The sequence below is a fragment of the Methanosarcina vacuolata Z-761 genome (genome assembly GCF_000969905.1).
Classification (GTDB): Archaea; Halobacteriota; Methanosarcinia; order Methanosarcinales; family Methanosarcinaceae; genus Methanosarcina; species Methanosarcina vacuolata.
This window is the reverse complement of the sequence record NZ_CP009520.1, coordinates 1,036,639-1,058,130: the sequence shown is the minus strand read 5'-3', so window position 1 is coordinate 1,058,130 and position 21,492 is coordinate 1,036,639. Positions and strand designations below refer to the sequence as shown.

Sequence of the window (21,492 nt, the reverse complement as noted above, 5' to 3'; positions counted from 1 at the left end):
TTACAGGCACAAAGAAATGAAAGTACTTTTCACCTCACCCTTTTTGACTATCGATCGCATGATTACATTAGGTAGTAAGGTTGTCCTAGTGTTATGGAAACTTAATTATCGAGCATAATTTTTGATAGATTTACATCAATAGATAGCGATTCAAATTTAACATATAATCAATAACTAAATTGTCATGACGCTAGTTTTGGTTTTTCAAACCATGCTAAACGAATCCATGAATTACCATACAAGGCTTAGATGTGATAAGGAGCAGAAAATCAAAAAAGAGTATGGAGAACCAGTTTTATTCCGTACGTTCATGCTAAATTATTTTTAATAATTCTTCGTTCAAATTCATATTTCGATCTTTGATACTTTTGTATAATTTCAAATCACAAAAGTATAATTATGGTAGTAATCCATTAGCAAAATGGCCAGCATCAAGTGATTATTATTCCAATTTGGCAGATGGTCGGAATGTCAGTTTAAAGGTTCTCTTTTCTATATACTTCATAATCGGTAAAAGAACTGTTTTGGCAATTGTGACTAGTTCGGACAAAGTATAACTTTTGTTGGATTTGTTTTATTTTTCAGTCTCTCTGTGGGCCAGTTAAATTTTTCAAGAGAATTATTATGGTCAATAGGATATATTTCAGGTCTCCCATAATTATAAAAAATTCCTAAATATTAAACCGTTTATGGGAAGACTCAAGTTCAAAGGTAGACAGTTCTACATTAATAACTCTTATTTTACCTTTAAAGCATTGATATTAGTACAATTTAGGAAAGTTTTTTTATGTATAACAGGATTTATTTAAAAATTATATTGCAAAAGAGTTCATAAAAATAATTTATATAAAAACAAAGCAGAATATAAATCAAGAGAAAGAAATCCTAAATATCTCAAAGGGATATGGCATAAATGTCAATCAAAGAAGTTAAATAACTATGAAGTGTTTTTCGATAAAAATTAGTTGAGATAATGAGATTTTCCGGCACAGACAAGGTAAAAATATGAAGCTTGTAATTATTCTTGGCACAAGGCCAGATAAAATACAGAACTTGATTAGAAAATAATTAACTTTATTGAAAATTTTTGGAGAGATGAGTGATGTCTTCTCAAATAAACAATTATTCGGCTGTTCAGGAAAGCTTTCAGGGTGAAAAGAGTGGGTCCGTTGACCTTACTTCTAACATTATAAATTATTCAGTTAGTCCGGAAGGAGAACAATTTTCAATACCTGAACCTGAAGAATACAAAGAAGAATTTAAAAGAGTTAAAGGTCTTGTGGACAAAGCTCGTAAAGAAGGGAAAGAGATTGTCGTTGTGATGGGTGTCGGGTTTGTTGGAGCTGTAATGGCTGCTATTATTGCAGATACGAAAGACGAAAACGGGAATTATAGTAAATTTGTAATCGGTTGTCAGAGACCAAGTACTCGCAGTTACTGGAAAATACCACTGCTAAACAGAGGACAATCTCCTGTTAAATCAGAAGATAAAGAAGTAGATGAGATTATAAAACGCTGTGTTCTTGAAACAAAAACGCTTGTAGCTACATACACAAACGAATGTCTAAAACTTGCCGATGTTGTTGTGGTAGATATCCAGTGCGATTATGTAAAGTGTGAACTTGGAAATGTCAGGACCGGTGAAGCCGATATGGCAGCACTTGAAGCTTCCATGAAAATAATTGGAGAAAACATCTGCCCCAATTGTCTTGTGCTAATAGAAACAACTGTTGCTCCAGGGACTACCGAATTCGTTGCACTTCCTCTCCTGAAAAAAGCATTCCAGAAGCGTGGAATTGATTCAACCCCGTTACTTGCACACAGTTTTGAACGTGTAATGCCTGGAAGAGATTATGTGGCAAGTGTACGTGACTTCTGGAGAGTCTGTGCAGGTTGTACTGACGAAGCAAGAGAAAAGGTTGAAAAGTTTCTCAGTGAAGTAATAAACACTAAAGATTACCCTCTGACTATAATGGATAGACCTATTGAGTCTGAAACCGCAAAAATCATTGAAAACTCCTACCGTGCAACAATACTTGCTTTCCTTAATGAATGGAGTCTTTTTTCAGAAAGAAACGGTGTCGATCTCATAAAAGTTATTAATGCAATCAAAATGCGCCCAACTCACAGTAATATAATCTTCCCAGGCCCAGGGATTGGAGGCTATTGCCTTCCAAAAGACGGAGGTCTGGGTTACTGGGCTTATAAGCATATTCTGGGCTTTGAGGATGGAGATGAGGTCTTCAAGATCACCCCCACAGCAATTGATGTAAACGACACAAGAGCTCTTCACGTAGCCGAACTTACTCGAGATGCACTTCGGAATATGGGGCACTATATAGCCGGAGCAGATGTTCTTATCTGCGGGGCCAGTTACAGGCAGGATGTTGGCGATACAAGATACAGTGGAAGTGAAATTGTAGTCAGAAAACTGACTGAAATGGGCGCTGAGATTCGTGTTCATGATCCATACGTAGATCACTGGTACGAGATGGAAAACCAGGATACATATCCAGCATCTGGTCATTCCTGGAAACATTTCTTCAGAAACCAGGAAGGTCTGGCAGAGTTAAAAATCGAAAGTGATTTTCCAGCAGCAATTAAAGATATAGAGGCCCTGATCCTCGCAGTTCCACACAAGGAATATCTTAATTTTGAGCCGGAAACTATTGTAGAGATGGCAGGCGGGCCTATTGCAGTTATTGACTGTTTTGGAATACTATCGGATGAGAATATCAAAAGATATTTCGAACTTGGCTGTGAAGTTAAAGCCCTTGGAAGAGGCCATATTCAGCAAATCAAAAAAGAAGTCCAGAAAAGAAAACTGCAACAGCTTTCATAACTTTGCAATTACAATTTTACAGAGGGGATTATTTGAAAACTAAAAATGTAGTAGTCACAGGTGGAATGGGGTTCATTGGTTCCCATCTTGCTGAGAAACTACTTGAAGATAATGAAGTAACAATTATTGATAATGAATCTACAGGTAAGATTGAAAATATAAGACATCTACTCGACCACAAAAATTTAACTGTAATAAAAGGTAGTATAGTAGACTTGAACTTAACAGAAATTTTCAAAGACAAGGACTATGTCTTCCATCTTGCAGCAATTCCCAGTGTTCCAAGAAGCGTGAAAGATCCTTTTAGTTCAAATAACTCGAATGTCACAGGAACACTGAATGTTCTGATAGCTGCAAAAGACGCTGGAATTAAGAAAGTAATATTTTCGTCGTCCTCTTCGGTATATGGTGACACTCCAACTCTCCCAAAAAGAGAGGATATGCCAATAAACCCGATGTCTCCATATGCAATTACAAAAGCAACCGGAGAAATGTACTGCAGGGTTTTTCAAGACCTTTATGGCCTTCCAACAGTCAGCTTAAGATATTTCAACGTTTTTGGCCCACGTCAGGACCCAAATTCTCAATATGCAGCTGTAATCCCAAACTTCATAACTTCAATTTTAAACGATGAGAGTCCCGTGATATACGGAGACGGAGAACAAAGCAGAGATTTCACTTTTGTCAAAAACGTTGTTGATGCGAATATTCTTTCCTGTGAGTCTAAGAAAACTGGAATTTTCAATATAGCATGTGGTAGAAGAATTACAATTAATCAACTAGCCGATTACATTAATGAAATACTGGGAAAGGAAATAAAATCAATACATGCAGAACCAAGACCTGGAGATATCAAACATTCTCTGGCAGATATATCAAAAGCTAAAGAATTCGGGTATAATCCGAAAAATGAATTTAAAAAAGAATTAATTGCAACAGTAGAGTGGTTTAAAAATGTCCAGTAATAAACTTAAAAAAATAAAAACATAAACGGAAATTTTTGGATTTTGAAATGTGCAAGGGAGAGTATAAATGGAAAAAATATTGGTAACTGGTGGAGCAGGATTTATAGGCTCTCATATTATTGACCGTTTATTAAAATTGGGGAATGAGGTTATCTGTCTGGACAATTTTGATAGCTACTATGATCCTTCAATAAAAAGAAAAAACATACATTTTTTCATGGAAAATAAGAATTTTGAACTCGTTGAAGGAGATATAAGAGATGAACATTTGTTGAAAAGCATATTAGATGAAGTAGATTATGTTTTTCATGAGGCTGCTCAAGCGGGAGTTAGGACCTCGGTTACTGATCCCATGAAATCTCACGACGTAAATGCCACTGGAACCTTGAATCTCCTTAAAGCGGCCATGGACTCTAATGTAAAAAAGATCATAAATGCTTCTTCTTCTTCTGTATATGGAAAGGTAAAATATCTCCCTTTCGATGAAGAACATCCAAATCAACCTTTATCTCCCTATGGAGTTTCGAAACTGTTAGCAGAACACTATTGCCGGGTTTTCGACGAGCTTTATGGTTTAAAAAGTGTATCTTTAAGATATTTTACTGTTTACGGACCACGAATGAGACCAGATCTTGCAATCAGCATATTTACAAGATCAGCTTTGAATAATGAAACTATAACTATATTTGGAAATGGTGAAAAAACAAGGGATTTCACTTATATTGATGATATAATTGAGGCAAATTTGATCTTTATGAAAAAAGGAGAAGGTGTGTATAACATTGGTGGTGGGCATTCTATCAGCATTAATGAACTTGCACAAAAAATCATAAAAATAAATAATAGCAAATCGGAAGTTGTCTACACATCTCCTGTAAAAGGTGATGCAGACCATACCCTTGCAAGTTATCAAAAAGCATGGAACGAGATCGGATGGAAACCAAAAATCAAAATAGATGAAGGGCTTGAGATGTATTCAAAGTGGTTCATAAATGAGAATTGATTTAAATAATCTACAACAGATTTAAAAGGTCATTAAATAAGAAAGTGATGAAAATGAATGTGCCAACATGTGAATATATTATTCAACCATCTAAACTTCAAGGGAAAGTAAAAATAAGTGGAGCAAAAAATAGCGCTTTAAGGCTCCTTGCAGCATCATTGCTAACAAAGGAAAAAATAGAACTTACAAATTATCCTGCTAAGTTACTTGATGCTCAAATTCACGTTGGTATGCTAGAAGTTCTTGGGAAAAACTGTGATATAAGTGAAGACAAAATAATCATTTCTGAGAAAGAAACTCCCTTATCAGTTCTTAACTGGAAAAAACGTTCAATTCGTAACACCCTACTTGTATTAGGTGCTTTAGTTAGCCGTATAGGCGAAGCGAAAGTCCCCCTTCCCGGAGGGTGTGATCTCGGAGAGAGAAAATTTGATTTGCACGAAATGATTCTCAGGAACATGGGGGCAAAAGTTTGGGTTGAAAATGATATGCTTTGTGCCAAAGCAGAAGATGGGCTAAAAGGCACCGATATATTCTTACCTATTCGTTCGACAGGTGCTACTGAAAATTCAATAATATGTGGATGTTTGGCTGAAGGTATAACTAGAGTTTGGAACCCTCATATTCGTCCTGAAATTTTAGATTTAATTAATTTTCTTAATAAGATGGGTGCAAAAATCCAGGTATTTGGACAGGAACATATAGAAATTACAGGGGTAGAAAAATTATATGGGGTTAAATATTCTGTAATTCCTGATAATATGGAAGCGATTACCTGGTTAATTGCTACAGTAATTACAGGTGGAGATATTGAAATTATCAATTTTCCTTTCCGAGATCTTGAAGTTCCATTAATACATCTTCGTGAAAGTGGAGCAAAGTACTATATTGGTGAAAATAGCCTGATCGTCAGAGGAGGGACCCCCTATCCAATAGAGATTAGTACCGGCCCTTACCCGGGAATTAATTCAGATATGCAACCTTTATTTGCCGTTTATGGCGCCTGTGCAAAAGGTAGTTCCAAAATTATTGACCTGCGTTTTCCTGGTAGATATTGTTATGCAAGTGAACTGGCCAAAATGGGCTTGCAATATAATATCAATGGTAATATACTGGAAATCATCGGTGGGAATCCCCTTAATGGTGCTCAAGTAAGAGCTCTTGATCTCCGAGCTGGTATCTCATTAACGTTAGCTGGCCTGGTGGCAAAAGGCGAGACCCGGATCTCAGATGCCTGGCAGATTGAAAGAGGATACGACAATTTTATGGAAAAATTAATTTCATTGGGGGGAAATGTGAGATATGGATAAAATAAATGATTTGATTAATAAAAATGTAGGAGATATTTATTTAAAAGAGCCTCTTTCAAAACATAGTAGCTGGCGTATTGGCGGTCCTGCAGACGTTTTAATTGAACCATATAATATCGAACAGATAATCGAAATTATACAATACGCTGATTTAATGAAAATTCCCACAGCCATTATAGGAAATGGAACAAATTTACTTTTTTCTGATGAAGGTTTTCGTGGAATCATTGTAAAGTTGGGAAATAATTTTTCCAGGTATACTATTAAAGGTGAAAAGGTTTGCGCAGAAGCAGGTATCTGGACTCCAAAATTTGCAAAAATATTATCAGATAATGGTTTATCAGGTCTTGAACATGCTATTGGAATTCCAGGCACTCTTGGCGGACTTATTTTTATGAACGGGGGAAGCGGTGGAAAATGCATAGGAGATATTGTCAAAAAAATATGGGTTATTGACAGGAATTATAATTTGATATCTTTTTCTCAAAAAGAATGTGATTTTTCTTACAGAAAATCAGTATTTCAGGATTCTGGTTATATAATTTGTAAAATTGAGTTAGAATGTGAAATTGGAGAAAAAGAACGAATAAAGTCCGAAATGAGAAATATACTAAATAAACGTAAGAACAAATTTCCACTTAATTATCCAAATTGTGGATCTGTTTTTTTAAGTAATCCTGTTATGAACGACACTGTTGCACCTCCTGGAAAGTTAATTGAAGAAGCAGGTTTAAAAGGTTATCAAATAGGTGGTGCTCAAATTTCGGAAAAGCATGCCAATTTTATAGTAAACTTGGGGAATGCTACAGCTAAAGATGTGATTTCTATTGCCCAATATATTCGAAAAATTGTATATCAACGTTATGGAATTTGTTTAGAAAGCGAAGTAAAGTATTTAGGAGAGCTGGGAAGTCTCAGATCGTTGCATGAGGTTGGAATAATTGAAAAAAGATGAACCTGAATACAGTTTAAAGACCTGCTTGAAAGATATAAATCAAGATTTAATTTTCTACGGTGGCAAAAATTTATTGGGTAAGGTTGTGATCTTTTCTTTGAATATTTCTTTTAAACTGATATTTTGGTATCGTATTTCTAGATATTGTTATCTAAAATCAAAAATGGCCAGGAGAGCTCTTCCTCTTATTAAATATAGACAATATATTCTTGGCGGCAATGAAATAGATTATAGAGCTAAGTTAGGTAATAGAATAAAATTTACTCATCCTTCAGGCGTAATAATTGGAGCGGGAGTAATTATTGAAGATGAAGTTACAATTTTTCAACAAACTACATTTGGAAGCCATGGGCATAAAGGCGAACCAAAGTCCTACCCCACAATAAAACAAGGAGCAATAATTTATTCTGGGGCAAAAGTTATAGGTGGAATAACTGTTCATGAAAATGCTGTAATTGGTGCAAATTCAGTTGTACTGACTGATGTACCTAAAAACACAACCGCCGTAGGAATTCCTGCAAAAAAAATTGAATAACGTAGGGTATAAAATGGTAAAGAACTACAGTTTGGCAAAAGATGGTATATCTGTTTTTGGCACTCAGATGTTAACATTGATTATAGGTTTCGTATCAGGAGTACTACTTGCGAGATGGCTTGGACCTGCGGGAAGAGGAGCCTTCACGGCTCTTTTAGTTTATCCTACAATTTTGATTAGCCTTTTAAGTATGGGAATGCGTCAGGCAACTGTTTATTATCTTGGTAGGAAAAAGTATTCAGAGTCAGACATTGTAGGTGTAACATTATTATTACTTATTTCATCGAGCATAATTGGAGTTTTAACTTCAGTTGCAATAATTGCGTACACTAAAAATCCAGATTATAACCTGATGTTAATATTACTTGCTTCGCTTACAGTTCCTGCAGATCTGACTATAAATTACTTTACTGGAATTTTAATCGGCAAACAAAAAATAAATAAATTCAATAAAATAACGTATTTAGTACCTATAATTAATTTTGTACTCATTATCTTTTTTGTATTTGTTATAAAATTATATATATTAGGCGCAGTTTTAGCCACACTGATTGCCAAAATGGGGCTTGCTATATATGCAGTCTTGTCTATTAAGAGTCAATATTCTTTGAAGATATGCTGTAAATCTGAAATAATTAAAAAGATGGTTTCTATAGGATCTGTATATGCTCTGTCATTGTTTATCTTGAATCTAAATTATAGAGTGGACATAATCATACTTGAACACTTGAGTAATGTTGCAGAAATAGGTCAATATACAATAGGAGTTGGTTTTGCTGAATTATTATGGCAGCTACCAGCTGCATTTGGGCTAGTTATTTTTGCGTATAGTGCAAACGCAAAGGATTCAAATAAATTCTCTCAAGATATTGCAAAAATGGTAAGGATTATTTTCCCTGTTGTCCTTTTCGGATCAGTATTTTTGTATTTTGCAAGTGGGTATATAATTCCTTTTTTGTATGGAGAAGAATATATTCCAAGTATCAAAATGCTAAAAATACTATTACCTGGAATAGTTATGATGAGTTTTTTTAAAATTATTAACATGGATCTGGCTGGTAGAGGGAAACCTGATATTACTATAAAATTGTTTTTACCAGCCGTTTTGATCAATATAGTGCTTAATATAATTTTAATACCAGATTTTGGAGGTTGTGGTGCTGCTTTTGCTTCAACCGTTAGTTATACGCTTGCATCGATATCAATTTTATATTATTATCTACGAATTACTCAGTTGAGTTTAAGAGAGTTATTTATTTGTAATAAAAATGATTTTGATTTTCTGTTAAATGTAATTTTGAAAATTATTAAGGGAAAAAATGTATCATCAAAATCGAACTAAAGTTTCTCTGCTTTCATGTTTAAAAGCTACAGAGCACGGGTCGATATATATTAAAACGTTAATTTATTACATACCTTCAGTCTAAAAAACTGGGCCGTCAGATCAAAGATATTGAAACAAGGCTTGTATTTTATTTTACTATAAATCTCGTAGTATTTCGTGAGTTGACTGTCAATCTCAAAGTACTTGTTCGAAGCCGATTTTATAAATATTGTAATTTCATTTGCATACTTTTCATCTATTAATGCCTGAGATATTTGTTGATAATTTTCATCTGGATCAAAGTCGTCAATAGTTATCCTACTTGAAAAATTCTGATTAAATGCTTTGTCAAAATTTTTTTCGGTAATTAGTAAAGGATACTTTGAATTCTTTAAGGGACATAACATTATCTTACCTCTTGATGCAGCTTCCATAAAACTTCTTCCTCCCCCCACAACAAAATCTGCAACATCAATTAATTGACTGGCATTGATTGCATATTCATCATCTGTAAATAGATATATGTTGCTATCGACAGTGGTTTTAATTTCTTCACCAGTTTTTTCATCCTGAATAACTCCGACAATTATCAATTTAGCTTTTACGCCCTCAATATTTAATCTTTTTACAAGGTTTATTGTCTGTAATATGTCATTTTTTTTAGATTCATCGATCCTTGAGATTATCAAAAAGATTTTTGAGCTATCACTGCCTATTGAAGACTTGAGATTATTTATTTTATAAAAATTTTGATTAATTGTCCCTACTCTATTTGGAATGTACTGAATGTTTGCTTTTTTAAATCTTCTTGAAGACTGATAATATTTAAAATTTTCCTGGGAGTATAGTATTAAATTATTAACTTTTGGGAGAGCTATTCTTGGATTGGCACCCCCACATTTCGTATGTATATATGGTTTTTTGTAAACAAAACTAAGTAAACTTCCAAAAAAGAAAGCATCCTCATCAAAACTGTGAATAACATCAGGACACTCAAGATCAACAACTTTTTTCAGGTCTTTCATTACTTGAAAAAAACCTAGGTTTTTGTATACTAAGTTATATACTTTTAGTTTAGACTGATTTATCACTGGGGATTCTTTAGTTCCAATAACAACTATTGTACAGTCAAACTTCATACTAATTGCTTCAGAAGTTGTTCTTAAACTATAATAATGGCCACCTTTTCCGGAATTATATGCCATTGCCGAGATTAGATACAATATTTTAATGGAAAGCCCTCATTAATATATATACGATATTAAAACATTTTTAACAATATTAGGACTTACGCAGTTGAACTGAAGAATCAACAGCATTAGACCGCCAACTGTTTAAAACTTTACTTTAATCCACAGTCTTTGACGTAATTGATTTTGTTCTTCAAGTGCGTAAGTCCTGAATACATTCCGATATATACAAAGTATATTGAAATTAATATATTATTAATGGTTAATTATATACATTTCCAAGAATTTATTGGAGTAAAATTTAGTAACTCCTGCATCATTGTTTAATTTATTAAAATCCTTAGGAGTAAAATCCCATTCGCTTTTAAGATCTGGAAACAGTTTTTGTTTTTGATATCTACCTACATCGCTAATTAAAAGGTATGATGTTTCATTATAATAACTGTTTATCGAAGAGTTACTTGTGTAGTCAAAGTGCTCGATAACGGGATTCGTATAGCGTATCTTTTCTTTTTTGCCTTCTGCCACACCATAAACTGCGTCATAAACTCTAAAATTTGTAATTCCAAGTTCTAAGGTAGGTTGTGAATTATTTTTTACGTGATAAAATACCTCCATTCCAGAAAATTCGCTTTCTGGAGTTTGTTGGTCTATATTTAAGTTAATTGGAGCGAAAAACAAATTATATGTTGAAAAATATGTAATTAGTAGTAAAAAAAGAGACAATAGCGGCAACAATTTAAAATGATGTTTTTTTTCTTTTACTTCAGTTCTTTCTAATAACATATTTATTGATAAGGGAATAAGCATAATAGAAAAAAGTATAGAATATTGGTAAATTCTTATAAAACCAAATGAATCAGCAAAAATTAAGATTAACAATGAAAGAAGTACAAAAAATAGCCAGCCTACTATTGAAAATTTATGGTAGTAGTCTACTTCTACATGATATTTTTTCCAAAATATAAATACTAAGGATATGCAAATAAGTGAAAGAACACCTAACAAAACCTCTAAACCATAAAGTCTCAAACCTATTATAACTATATATAAAAATGGAATATGAATAGAATTGAGAGAATTAGAATATCTTCCTAATTCGGAACCAGTTCCATCATATAAAATCATATTATCTAATATTAGTTTTATATTGTTAGTCAAAATAGGAATATAAGAAGACCACATTAAAAAACAACATAAGATTATTAAAACAATATAATTTGATTTCCTCCATTTAACGGTAGTGAAAATTGGGTAATCTGAGATTATAAGAGTCATTATAAGTAAAATTGATATTAATGGATGAGAAAACACAACAAAAAAACTAATTAATATTAATAAAATTTCGTAGGGTATAGGTTTCTTGGCTACTCTTGATTTGAAAAAAATGTAAAGAAAAAAAGGAACAAAAAGAAGTGTTTCTCCGTTTGGACTAAGCATGCTATTTTTACTACCAAATAATAATATTGAAGACATGGATAACATAAATAATATCATATTATTCTTTTTGAATACTAATCTCCCTAATAAATACCATGAAAAAATATAGAATAATGAAAGAAAAGCAGGTATTAACATAGATATATCATTATAACTCAGACCGGACATATAATTTAGTACAAAACCCCATATATGAAGTATGGGATAGGGGTTCGAACCAATATTATGATATTTCCCGATATCAACCATATAACCAATATGAGTTAAAGCATCATACCTACCATTTACAAAATAACCTTTTATAATTGGCATAAGTAACAAAATTAAGTCTGAGATAATAATAATTAGAAATCCAGCTATCCAGGAATTAGTTTTAGATTTAGAAAATGCACTGTTCAGTAGTATAATCTGACCTATAAAGAGAGCTATAATAATAAGTGCCCAAAAGTATTCTGGATATGATTCATATATTGAAAAGTTATAGACATTTGCAGAAGAGTTATGAATAATAATAGATAATGTCGAAAGTATTAACATGAATCCAAATATTGACATTATTTTATTAAATCTAGAAATACTAAAATGATCATTTTTGGAAAACATCTGACAACCACACTGAAATCCGTAATATTTTATTTTTCGTTCATTCGTTTATGTTCCTTTTAGTAACTTTATTTATAATATTTCTTTTTATATAGCCTGATTTGATAAATCACATATGTTAAAATCACATATTTTAATGTAGTGGTCCGTGTGCTTTATTCTTTCTCAATACGGTTCAAATTCTTATCTTCTTTATTTGTTGACTTTCAAAATTTTTTATTTTTTGGAAGATACTATGCTGAAACAATGAATTTTTGTAAGATAATAATATCAATTAGCAGGACATATTAAACTAATATATAGTGTCGCGTAAATTCATAAGGATTGAATGATTCTGCATAGTTGTAATTGATATTATACAACATTTTGCTGTTGACGTGACACTAGTGTCATGGCAACTTAATTATAGAGCATAATATTTAATAGCTTCTTGTCAACACACAATGATTATGAGCATTAAATGACCAATAACTAAATTTTCTTGACACTAGTGTCTAAGCAATTTAGTTATGGATCATTATAATTAAGAACGGGACTACAGATGAAGTATTGTCTATGTATTGAAGTATCATAACTAAGTTGCCATGATACTAGTATCATGGCAACTTAGTTATTGAGCAAATCTTTGATAGCTTTTCATCAACAGATAGCGATTCAGAGTTAACATGTGACCAATAACTAAATTTTCAAGATACTAGTCACTCCCTGAAGATGTAATGATTTCTACTAACTACAGTTGACTTTTATGCCATAATGACATTTTGTTTTAATAGCAAAATTAATGCTGCAAAATATTTAATTATAAAATATAATATTTGAGTAGTTTATATATGTATAAGGAATCAGAGTATATAAGTCACCAATATAAATTTCCGTGCTATTACGGCTATGATGAGATTTAAAACTGTTGGTAATGTCAACTAAAGTTATACTTATATACATGTAAAACTAATTCCAAACTTATTCTATTCCAATTATCAGGAGTTTTCAGGATCATTTTCCATGATTAAGTATTCGATTGACTATTCCAAATCCATGATATAAAACATCAGATTTTGAGTTTCGAGATAGGCTCTGATCTTTTTTTCAAATCTTATTGAATATTATTGAGTATCTTTCGACTGCTTTTTCATAAGTAAAATTATTTTCTACTAACTTTTCGGATTTAGTCGCAATGTTTCCAAGATTTGGAAACTCCAAAGCACGAATAATATTTTCTGCGATACACTCTGGAGAATTATTTTCCATTAAAAAACCGGTTTCTTCGTCTTTAATTATGTCAGGTATTGCCCCTACTTTTGTTGCAAGTACAGGTGTGCCACAAGCCATTGCTTCTAACATGACATTAGGCAAACCTTCTGTGTACGAAGGTATGACTAATAACTTTAATAAATTTAGATATTTAGGGAGGTCTTCATTCGAACTCCATCCGACAAGTTTTACATTGTTTTCAAGACTATTATTGGAAAGATAATTTTTAACATTATTTTTCAAATCTCCATCACCTATTATCAAAATATTCAGAAATGGCTTTTGCTTTAAAAGAAGAGGAATTGACTTTACAAAATTTAGAATGCCTTTTTCTTCAGACAAACGACCCACATACCCGATTAAATCATTTCTTTGAGTAAACTCAGTATTTAATTTAAAATTGGAAAAATTCAAAAAGTGTCGAGGAGCTATCAAAATTTTATGAGAATACTTTTTTAAGTTCCATTCATCAATAAGACGTGGGGAATATAAAATTATTTTATCGGCAAGATTTAAGTTTATAGTACATAATTTTGCAACTATTTTCGATAGAGTATTTTTTTCGTATTTTATCGAATAGCCCGAAAGTATAATAACTGTTTTTTTATTAAATAGCTTTGCGGGTATTAATGGCAAAGTCAGCGTTTCCCCTCCCAAAAAAAAGATGCATACATCTATTTTGCCAATTATATTGAGAAGTACATGAGCTATTTTCAACTGAGTAAAGATATAATTTTTAATCCTATTAATTTTGCCAGTACCCTGGGAATGAAATATACCATACAAATGAATATATTTATTATTCGTAAAATAATTATAACCATCATTTCCAGTAATAAGATGTATTTCTTTAAAAGAAGAAGTTAAAATATCAATAAGATTAGATAATGGAGTAAGCCCTGCTTTCATGGGTGGAAAAGTGATTACGCAAATACTTTTTCTTTTGATAACCATATATGCTCCTTCGTCTATTAGCATTGTCTAAAAATATGTTTAAAAATATATTTCCGGGTCTTCCGAGGGTCTCGAAATGGATTGTAACACATTCACTTTTTATGAATACAATCCTCATAAAGCGTCTCTATTTTTTTGCAAATCAGTGGCCAGGTTAAATTATTTGTAATATATTTATTCCCATTCTCAACAAATTTGCTTCCAATATCAGGATTCTCAAGTATCTGCCTAATTTTGTATTTCAAATCAATTATATCCCCGTATGTTACCAAGTATCCACAATTAGCTTTTTTTATAAATTCACCACAACCACAATCATCAGTTACGATCACTGGAGTCCCACATGTAATAGATTCGAATGGAACAAGACCAAATATTTCAAGAACCGAGGGATAAACCAGGACATCAGCATCCATATATGCCTCGAGTTTTTCAGCACTACTTATAAAACCAGTAAACTTGACTTTATCATTTAGGCTTAATTCTTCAACTATAGATTTTGCCTTGTTTAGATGTCCATCATCTGGACCTGCCAGTACCAAAATAACATTATCCATTTCAGTTAATAGCTCTGCAAATGATCTGATTAAAAAATCAATACCTTTTCTTTCGTGCAGCCTGCCTAAATACAATATCATATGCTTCTGGTTAATATGGTACTTGGCTCTAAAACTACCTTTTTTAGGTAAGTTAGAAAATGAACCAATATCTATACCATTTGGGATAACAACCACTTTTTCAAGAGGGACATTCATTTGTAAATATTGATTAACTTCGACATTAGATACAGCAATAACATTTGATACGCTTTTTAGCAATCGATTTCCGCAAGACACATCATAAATGTATTTTAAACTTTTTTTTTCGACAATTCGAGATACCGAGCCATGCGCCTGAAGAATGCAAGGAATATTATATTTTTTTGCATATTTATAAACAATAATATTTTGATAAGTTCTAAAGTTGTGCATGTGGATGATATCGAATTTAGCAATATTTTCATTTAAGTACTTGTTTATAGAAGGAGAAACTAATAAGCCTCCTATACTCAATTGACAATGAAAAGGAATAACTTCTACTCCCTCTAATGAATCAATAAAATCATTATTTAGTTGAAAATCAGTTGTCAGGACTGTAACTTCATGCCCTCTTTTTTGAAGATTTTTTGATAATTCATAGGGAACTACTGCTGAACCCCCATGGTTTGAAGAAAAAAATTGAATGACCTGTAGTATTTTCATAGTACCACATATGGAAGTATTTTACCTGCCGCGGAATTCATTTTTAGCCTTATTATGCTCTGCACAGTATGTCCTTTTGTTTTTTGGCCTTGAAACATTCACGATTTTATAAATAAGAGGTGTAATTGGAGAAGACAATACAATTTTTGAAAGGATTTCGCTTTTAAACAGTAAAACTGAAAGATAGTCAAGTCTTACTTTATAAGGCTTGAAACTTTGTAACTTCTCTCTATGCACATCTCTATTATATTGAATTTTATTAATATCAGATATTCCCAGGCCAAATTGTTCAGCTACACCCAGATGTTTTATTTTACTTTTATCTAGATTCATTAAGTATGCTGCTGAAGAATCAACTGCAACAGGGTTATTCGAGATTAAAATCTTATTTGTTTTTACAGGAGTTCCTTCCATAGGACCGTGACCGTCCAGTGCCCAGAAGCCATCGACTATTTGAATCTTATTTTTAGTTAATTTGCTGATAAGAGCCAGTTTATAGTCAAGGTTTTTATGGTAAAGTAGCCTCATTGGATCAGGATAACATCCCCATAGATTTTTAATACTAAAAGTTCCATGGGTCATTGCATGAGTCTTCAGGACAGGTACTGAAACAAGACAATCTATTTCGTTAAGTAATAAGTCTGGAAGATCAACCCACACTTCTTTTCCACATACATTTTCGATAACTTTCTTTCTAGGCAACTTTGAAAGATTGACAACCTCTACATTGGAAAAATGACTAGCAACGTCAAAAATGCCATGGTTCTTCAAAGAAGTATCCGCTGAGTAAGAATAGTTTCCTCCATCTGATTCTCCCACAAATACTTTTTTTACGCGTGGAGAAAACGTTTCTATTACTGCTTTAATCATTTGTGGAGTTGTGGTTATTCCAGGTTTGTGAATATAATCAGTTAAATTCGGTTTAATAAAAATTACAGAATTTCTATTGATAATTTCATCTACTTGTATGAATTCTAATCCTTTTTGAATTTCTTCTAAAAGATTTTGTTCATTAATTGTGTTAATATAGACTTTAGGGCTGTTAGTTGGCATATTCATCTTTCTCTTCTTTTTAACAATTGCTCAAGAGATTTTCAAACTGAACAGTAACTTTATCCCAACTTAAATTATGAACATAGGAGTATGCTTTTTCACCTTCATCTTCAACTTTATGTGATTTGTAAAGCCATGTTGCTTTTTCTAACGTATCAGCGGAGTCTTCAATATAGTTAATTCCACTATTAAATCCAAACTCCTTTTGTATACCAGGAAGGTTGGTGGCTATTACAGGTTTTCCTACAGCCATATACTCGTAGACCTTGATCGGCACTATGTTCATCATAATTTCATTTTTATAAGCTGGCAAAAGGCAAACATCAGCAGCAGCAATATGTTCCGGAATTTCTTCAAACGGGATTTTTCCTGTTAGTATCAATTTTCCATCCATTTTTTTTTCAGTTTTCATTTTGAGTAAAGGTTTGAAGAGATCTCCTTCTCCGACTACCATTAATTTAAAGTGTTCGTTTTTAGTGGTAGAAATACTTTCTGCAACTTCTTTCATTCCCGAGAACTCGTATATCCACCCCATAAAGAACAATAAGATATCATCTTTTTTGATCCCATATTTTTCTCTGATCAATGAACCATCTACCTGAGGATTGAATTTTTCAAGATCAACGCCTGCAGGTACTACAGATATTTTATTGCTATTTCCACCCATCTCCATAGCATAGTCTCTTAAACCCTGGTTAATAACAAATACCTTATCTGCGCCCTTGATTGTCCATTTCTCAAACTGTTCTGCGGTTTTTCGTTTGAGTTCACCTGGAAGCAATGTATGTAAATGGTCTATAAGATAATATACAAAGGGAATATTGTGCTTTTTAGCCTGCTGCATACCAATATATGCATTAAGAATGCCAAATGCAATTATTACATCTGGATTAAACTCTTTAATCTGTTTTTTAATCTCTTTTTTATGGAAGTAAAAGATAGATGCTACATCAAGGATAGGAACTTTAATCATTCCTGGCCTGATAAGAGTAATATCAGCTTCCTTAAATATTTTGTAAGCTCCGTTAATCTCTTTCCGACCGGTGATTATTTCTGTATCTTTGTCTTCTTTCCATAGGTAGTCGTAATCAATTACTCTTATCTTATGGCCTTTCAACGCCATTCTATCCATTAAATGGTGCTGTTGATGAGGCCCTCTTTTTATCCAATCGGTTTCCTGAAGCACTAAGATATTCATTCAGCATCACACATCAGAACTCTGCACTCTTCTCAATATTTTCCCAATTTTCTTCAAACCAGGCATGTACATTTTTCAGGCCGTCCTCAAATTTCATCTGAGGTTTATAACCAAGTACCCTATTCGCTTTATCAACGCAGGAAAGAAGTTTTGTCTTTACATCCCAGTCCCTGCGTTCTTTAAAAGAAACTGCAGCTTCGTTATTCGTTAATCCATTGACAATTGTTGCCATTTCAATGACCTGATGATCTATCCCTGAACCAAGGTTAAAAGCCTCACCAATGGCTTCTTCTTCTATACCCATGGCAACCAGACCATTGACAATGTCTCCTACATAAGTCCAGTCTCTTGTTTCTGTGCCGTTACCAGTAATTGGGAGTGACAGTCCTTTCATCGCCCAGTAGAAAAAGTTGGGGATTACATTTCTATACTTTCCTGGAACTTCCCCTGGCCCATAGGAGTTGAAGAAGCGAGCGTTTGCAATGGGCATATTGTAAAGATTATGGAAGTAATTGGTGTACAGTTCACCAAGAAGTTTCGTTACCTGATAAGGTGTGTGAAGACTGATTGAAATATCATGTTCTTCGAATGGCATTTTGGAATCAAGCCCATAAACTCCGCATCCGGATGAGGAATAAACAAACCGCTTTACACTAACAAGTTGAGCGTACTGAAGAACTTTGAGAATCCCTATACCATTGATCATGAGGTCTTTCTCAGGGTTGTCAACAGAATTCTGGTTTGCAAAATGGGCAGCTAGATGGAATACATAATCAGGTTTTTCTTTGAAGACCCGCTTGAGCATTTCATCATTCAAAATGCTCCCTTTAACAAAAAAGATGTTATCTGCTTCTGGTATGTTCCACTCATAAGAAGAGGAGAGATCATCTAATATGATAACCTTATGTGCGTTCATATCGGAGAGTTTTCGGCAGAGGTTTCCTCCAATAGCACCAGCTCCTCCAGTAACAAGTATAGTTTTTCCTTCATAATCACTTGTATAGTCTCTCACTTTATTCACCTATTCTGTAATATTTTTTCATCCATTCTACTGTTCTGCTTATCCCCTCTTCTGGAGAAACTTTTGGATTATGTTTAAGGTCTCTTATGGCTTTAGAACAATCAATTGTTTTTACTTTTGTTGTAAACTCTTCTGCCCCTTCATAAGTAACAAGGGAATCATCTATACCTACGGCTTTCAACACAAGATCTGAATATTCTTTAATATCTTTCTCCCATTCAGGCCTTCCAGCTACATTGTAGACCTCTCCAGGAATGAAATTATCAACAATATTTGCCCAGGTATTACAGGAATCTTCAACGAAGTCGATTATTCGTTTATGTCCGCCATGCACCGTGTACGGTTTATTATGGAGGGCCAGATAGATAAATTTAGGAATAAAACCTCGATAAGGTGTATAATGTTCATAGGGACCATAACAATTTACGGGACGAACCCTGACAGTCTCTGTTCCAAACATCTTCGCAGAGTTCATACACATAAGTTCCCCATCCCATTTAGTGATGGCATAGTCATTCATTTGATAAGTATCTTTAATGGGGTTATTTTCCATCACATCTTCGGTCATAACCCCATTATAATCTCCATACACTTCTGCACTGGAATAAAAAATCATGCGGAATTTGAGTTTCTCCTGGAGCCGAAGCATATTCTTAGTGCCTATCACATTAGTCTGCCAGAGATTTTCATAGTAATCCTCTCCATTCCATCGGCCATATTCGGCTGCTAAATGATAGACATAGTCGAATTTTGATTGTTCAAAAATTCTTTCAACTTGTCTATAGTTTCTGACATCAGCTCTAATGTAATTTTCACGCCTGGTGTTATAGAGATCAGCCGCGATTACTTCGTGACCTCTACTTTTCAATTCATTAACAAGATTTGTACCGATGAAACCTGCTCCACCAGTAACAAGTATTCTTTGGGTTTCCATATTTTTTCTCCGGGTCTTTAATAATAATTTATTAATATTTAACTGACGGTATTATTTCGAAACTTCTCCGCATATATCTAAAGCAATTTTTTCCGTAGCTTCATCTTTATATTGATTACTCCAATTTTTCTCCTTGATTGCATTCTTGCATATGTCTACGATTAATTTTGCCGCAGTCCCATTGCCATAGGGATTACTCCAATGTTTTTCCCTAACTGCATTCTTAGCATGGCTGAGTATTACAAGCGGGTTCACACCTGCAAGAACATTGGACCCGACTTCCAGAGTTTCCGGACGCTCAGTATTATCCCTTAAAGTAATGCAAGGTACTCCCAGTATGCAGGTTTCTTCCTGTAAGCCTCCGGAATCTGTTAATACAAATTTGGCATTAGCTTCCAGTTGAAGGAACTCAAGAAATCCCTGTGGGGGGATAATATTAATTCCTTCTAGAGAAAAGCCGAACTGTTTTACCATTTTTTCAGTTCTTGGATGAATAGGAAAAATTATTGGAAGTGAAAAATAATCCTTAATCAATTTTAGTCCTGTAATAATTCCCTCCAGCCTTTCTTTAATATCTACATTTTCAGCTCGATGAAAGGTAACAAGGATATATTTTTTAGGAAATAAGCCCAGTTTTTTCAGTATATCTACTTTATTTTTTGCAATTTTGATATTTTGATATACTGCATCGACAACGGTATTTCCCGTGACAAAGATATTTTCAGGATCAATTCCCTCTTTTACTAATTGTTGATATGAAGTTTCAGTTGGAGCAAAAAGATAATCGGAAATATGGTCTGAGACAATGCGATTTATCTCTTCTGGCATATTTCGGTCAAAGCTCCTGAGACCAGCCTCAACATGCCCAACTTTAATATTTAATTTAGCTGCCACAAGACTTGCAGAAAGAACGGTATTAGTATCTCCCTGTACAAGAACAATGTCAGGTTGTACCATGGAGAGAACATTTTCAATACCCAGCATGATTTTACCAGTCTGTGAAGCGTGGGTTCCAGAACCTGTATCTAAGTTGTAGTCAGGTTGAGGGAGATTTAGCATATCAAAAAAAATACGATCCATTTCATAGGAATAATGCTGACCAGTGTGAAGTATGAAATATTTCAGGTTTAGTTTTTCGCATTCTGTTATGACAGGAGACATTTTGATAATTTCCGGTCGTGTACCTAGAATAATACCGATCATTGCTATTAACACCTTTTTTAATAATCTTAGTTTTTATTACTTTAGCAACCAATTCAACATAAATTCTCAAGTATTATTCACCATATTTAGCATGAAAATGCTGCCATCTGCAAACACTTTCATTGGTTGTGCATGTTATTCGAAGAATATCATGTCGTTTGTATTCGCCATATTGTGGATCGAACTAACACATTATTAGACTGAAATTATTAGACTGAAATTATTAGACTGAAATTATTAGACTGAAATTATTAGACTGAAATTATTAGACTGAAATTATTAGACTGAAATTATTAGACTGAAATTATTAGACTGAAATTATTAGACTGAAATTATTAGACTGAAATTATTAGACTGAAATTATTAGACTGAAATTATTAGACTGAAATTATTAGACTGAAATCAGCACAGTATTGGTATCTCAAGAGAATTATATAACAAATATAAAGCTCCAATTTATCTACTGCCTG

Annotated in this window: 16 protein-coding genes; 7 read left to right on the top strand and 9 right to left on the bottom strand. The window is 33.3% G+C overall.

The annotated features are described in order from the left end of the window. Positions 1 to 1,102: 1,102 nt before the first annotated feature. The 7 genes from MSVAZ_RS04505 (at position 1,103) to MSVAZ_RS04475 (ending at position 8,952) form a co-directional block, all read left to right on the top strand. On the top strand, positions 1,103 to 2,842 hold the full coding sequence (locus MSVAZ_RS04505) for a nucleotide sugar dehydrogenase (protein ID WP_084626069.1): 1,740 nt from the start codon (positions 1,103 to 1,105) through the stop codon (positions 2,840 to 2,842). A gap of 32 nt (positions 2,843 to 2,874) precedes the next feature. Continuing rightward, positions 2,875 to 3,807, top strand: a complete 933-nt coding sequence (locus MSVAZ_RS04500; RefSeq protein WP_048118572.1) for an SDR family oxidoreductase — start codon at positions 2,875 to 2,877, stop codon at positions 3,805 to 3,807. 67 nt (positions 3,808 to 3,874) lie between these two features. After that, a complete protein-coding gene (locus MSVAZ_RS04495; RefSeq protein WP_048118570.1) occupies positions 3,875 to 4,810 on the top strand; it encodes an SDR family oxidoreductase in 936 nt (311 codons plus the stop codon). Between the two features lie 47 nt (positions 4,811 to 4,857). Next, positions 4,858 to 6,120: a UDP-N-acetylglucosamine 1-carboxyvinyltransferase gene (locus MSVAZ_RS04490; RefSeq protein ID WP_231592433.1), complete on the top strand. Its 1,263-nt coding sequence runs from the start codon at positions 4,858 to 4,860 to the stop codon at positions 6,118 to 6,120. Then, the gene (gene murB, locus MSVAZ_RS04485; protein WP_048118564.1) at positions 6,113 to 7,075 is read left to right on the top strand and encodes a UDP-N-acetylmuramate dehydrogenase; all 963 of its coding nucleotides are present in this window, start codon (positions 6,113 to 6,115) and stop codon (positions 7,073 to 7,075) included. Before MSVAZ_RS04490 ends, murB begins: the two co-directional genes overlap by 8 nt. After that, positions 7,062 to 7,610, top strand: coding sequence for a serine O-acetyltransferase (locus MSVAZ_RS21495; RefSeq protein ID WP_052725336.1), 549 nt, complete (start codon positions 7,062 to 7,064; stop codon positions 7,608 to 7,610). The genes murB and MSVAZ_RS21495 overlap by 14 nt, the downstream gene beginning before the upstream one ends. A gap of 13 nt (positions 7,611 to 7,623) precedes the next feature. Beyond that, positions 7,624 to 8,952: an oligosaccharide flippase family protein gene (locus tag MSVAZ_RS04475; protein WP_157206016.1), complete on the top strand. Its 1,329-nt coding sequence runs from the start codon at positions 7,624 to 7,626 to the stop codon at positions 8,950 to 8,952. Between the two features lie 50 nt (positions 8,953 to 9,002). Here MSVAZ_RS04475 and MSVAZ_RS04470 read toward each other — a convergent pair whose 3' ends face one another. The 9 genes from MSVAZ_RS04470 to wecB all read right to left on the bottom strand — a co-directional run bounded on the left by MSVAZ_RS04470 (position 9,003) and on the right by wecB (position 21,034). Further along, positions 9,003 to 10,139 carry a glycosyltransferase family protein gene (locus MSVAZ_RS04470; RefSeq protein ID WP_157206015.1) on the bottom strand — a complete coding sequence of 379 codons (1,137 nt, stop codon included), beginning with the start codon at positions 10,137 to 10,139 and terminating at the stop codon, positions 9,003 to 9,005. 240 nt (positions 10,140 to 10,379) lie between these two features. Continuing rightward, positions 10,380 to 12,167 carry a hypothetical protein gene (locus MSVAZ_RS04465; protein ID WP_048118555.1) on the bottom strand — a complete coding sequence of 596 codons (1,788 nt, stop codon included), beginning with the start codon at positions 12,165 to 12,167 and terminating at the stop codon, positions 10,380 to 10,382. A 1,086-nt stretch (positions 12,168 to 13,253) separates the two neighbouring features. Beyond that, on the bottom strand, positions 13,254 to 14,396 hold the full coding sequence (locus tag MSVAZ_RS04460) for a glycosyltransferase family 4 protein (protein ID WP_084626068.1): 1,143 nt from the start codon (positions 14,394 to 14,396) through the stop codon (positions 13,254 to 13,256). Between the two features lie 68 nt (positions 14,397 to 14,464). Next, a complete protein-coding gene (locus MSVAZ_RS04455; RefSeq protein WP_048118551.1) occupies positions 14,465 to 15,613 on the bottom strand; it encodes a glycosyltransferase family 4 protein in 1,149 nt (382 codons plus the stop codon). 21 nt (positions 15,614 to 15,634) lie between these two features. After that, entirely contained in the window at positions 15,635 to 16,666 is a 1,032-nt protein-coding gene (locus MSVAZ_RS04450; protein WP_198146798.1) for a DUF362 domain-containing protein, read from the bottom strand. A 19-nt stretch (positions 16,667 to 16,685) separates the two neighbouring features. After that, positions 16,686 to 17,852: a glycosyltransferase gene (locus MSVAZ_RS04445; protein WP_232316214.1), complete on the bottom strand. Its 1,167-nt coding sequence runs from the start codon at positions 17,850 to 17,852 to the stop codon at positions 16,686 to 16,688. Positions 17,853 to 17,877: 25 nt separating this feature from the next. Next, positions 17,878 to 18,876: an NAD-dependent epimerase/dehydratase family protein gene (locus MSVAZ_RS04440; protein WP_048118544.1), complete on the bottom strand. Its 999-nt coding sequence runs from the start codon at positions 18,874 to 18,876 to the stop codon at positions 17,878 to 17,880. A gap of 1 nt (position 18,877) precedes the next feature. After that, complete coding sequence (locus MSVAZ_RS04435) at positions 18,878 to 19,819, bottom strand: NAD-dependent epimerase/dehydratase family protein (protein ID WP_048118541.1); 942 nt, start codon at positions 19,817 to 19,819, stop codon at positions 18,878 to 18,880. A 51-nt stretch (positions 19,820 to 19,870) separates the two neighbouring features. Next, a complete protein-coding gene (gene wecB, locus MSVAZ_RS04430) occupies positions 19,871 to 21,034 on the bottom strand; it encodes a non-hydrolyzing UDP-N-acetylglucosamine 2-epimerase (RefSeq protein ID WP_232316213.1) in 1,164 nt (387 codons plus the stop codon). Positions 21,035 to 21,492: the final 458 nt, after the last annotated feature.

Excerpts from the sequence above, each read along its gene's own strand:
- MSVAZ_RS04505 (WP_084626069.1), top strand. The coding sequence starts at position 1,103 with ATGTCTTCTCAAATAAACAATTATTCGGCTGTTCAGGAAAGCTTTCAG.
- MSVAZ_RS04495 (WP_048118570.1), top strand. The coding sequence starts at position 3,875 with ATGGAAAAAATATTGGTAACTGGTGGAGCAGGATTTATAGGCTCTCAT.
- MSVAZ_RS04490 (WP_231592433.1), top strand. The coding sequence starts at position 4,858 with ATGAAAATGAATGTGCCAACATGTGAATATATTATTCAACCATCTAAA.
- murB (WP_048118564.1), top strand. The coding sequence starts at position 6,113 with ATGGATAAAATAAATGATTTGATTAATAAAAATGTAGGAGATATTTAT.
- MSVAZ_RS04475 (WP_157206016.1), top strand. The coding sequence starts at position 7,624 with ATGGTAAAGAACTACAGTTTGGCAAAAGATGGTATATCTGTTTTTGGC.
- MSVAZ_RS04470 (WP_157206015.1), bottom strand. The coding sequence starts at position 10,139 with ATGGCATATAATTCCGGAAAAGGTGGCCATTATTATAGTTTAAGAACA.
- MSVAZ_RS04465 (WP_048118555.1), bottom strand. The coding sequence starts at position 12,167 with ATGTTTTCCAAAAATGATCATTTTAGTATTTCTAGATTTAATAAAATA.
- MSVAZ_RS04460 (WP_084626068.1), bottom strand. The coding sequence starts at position 14,396 with ATGCTAATAGACGAAGGAGCATATATGGTTATCAAAAGAAAAAGTATT.
- MSVAZ_RS04455 (WP_048118551.1), bottom strand. The coding sequence starts at position 15,613 with ATGAAAATACTACAGGTCATTCAATTTTTTTCTTCAAACCATGGGGGT.
- MSVAZ_RS04450 (WP_198146798.1), bottom strand. The coding sequence starts at position 16,666 with ATGCCAACTAACAGCCCTAAAGTCTATATTAACACAATTAATGAACAA.
- MSVAZ_RS04435 (WP_048118541.1), bottom strand. The coding sequence starts at position 19,819 with ATGGAAACCCAAAGAATACTTGTTACTGGTGGAGCAGGTTTCATCGGT.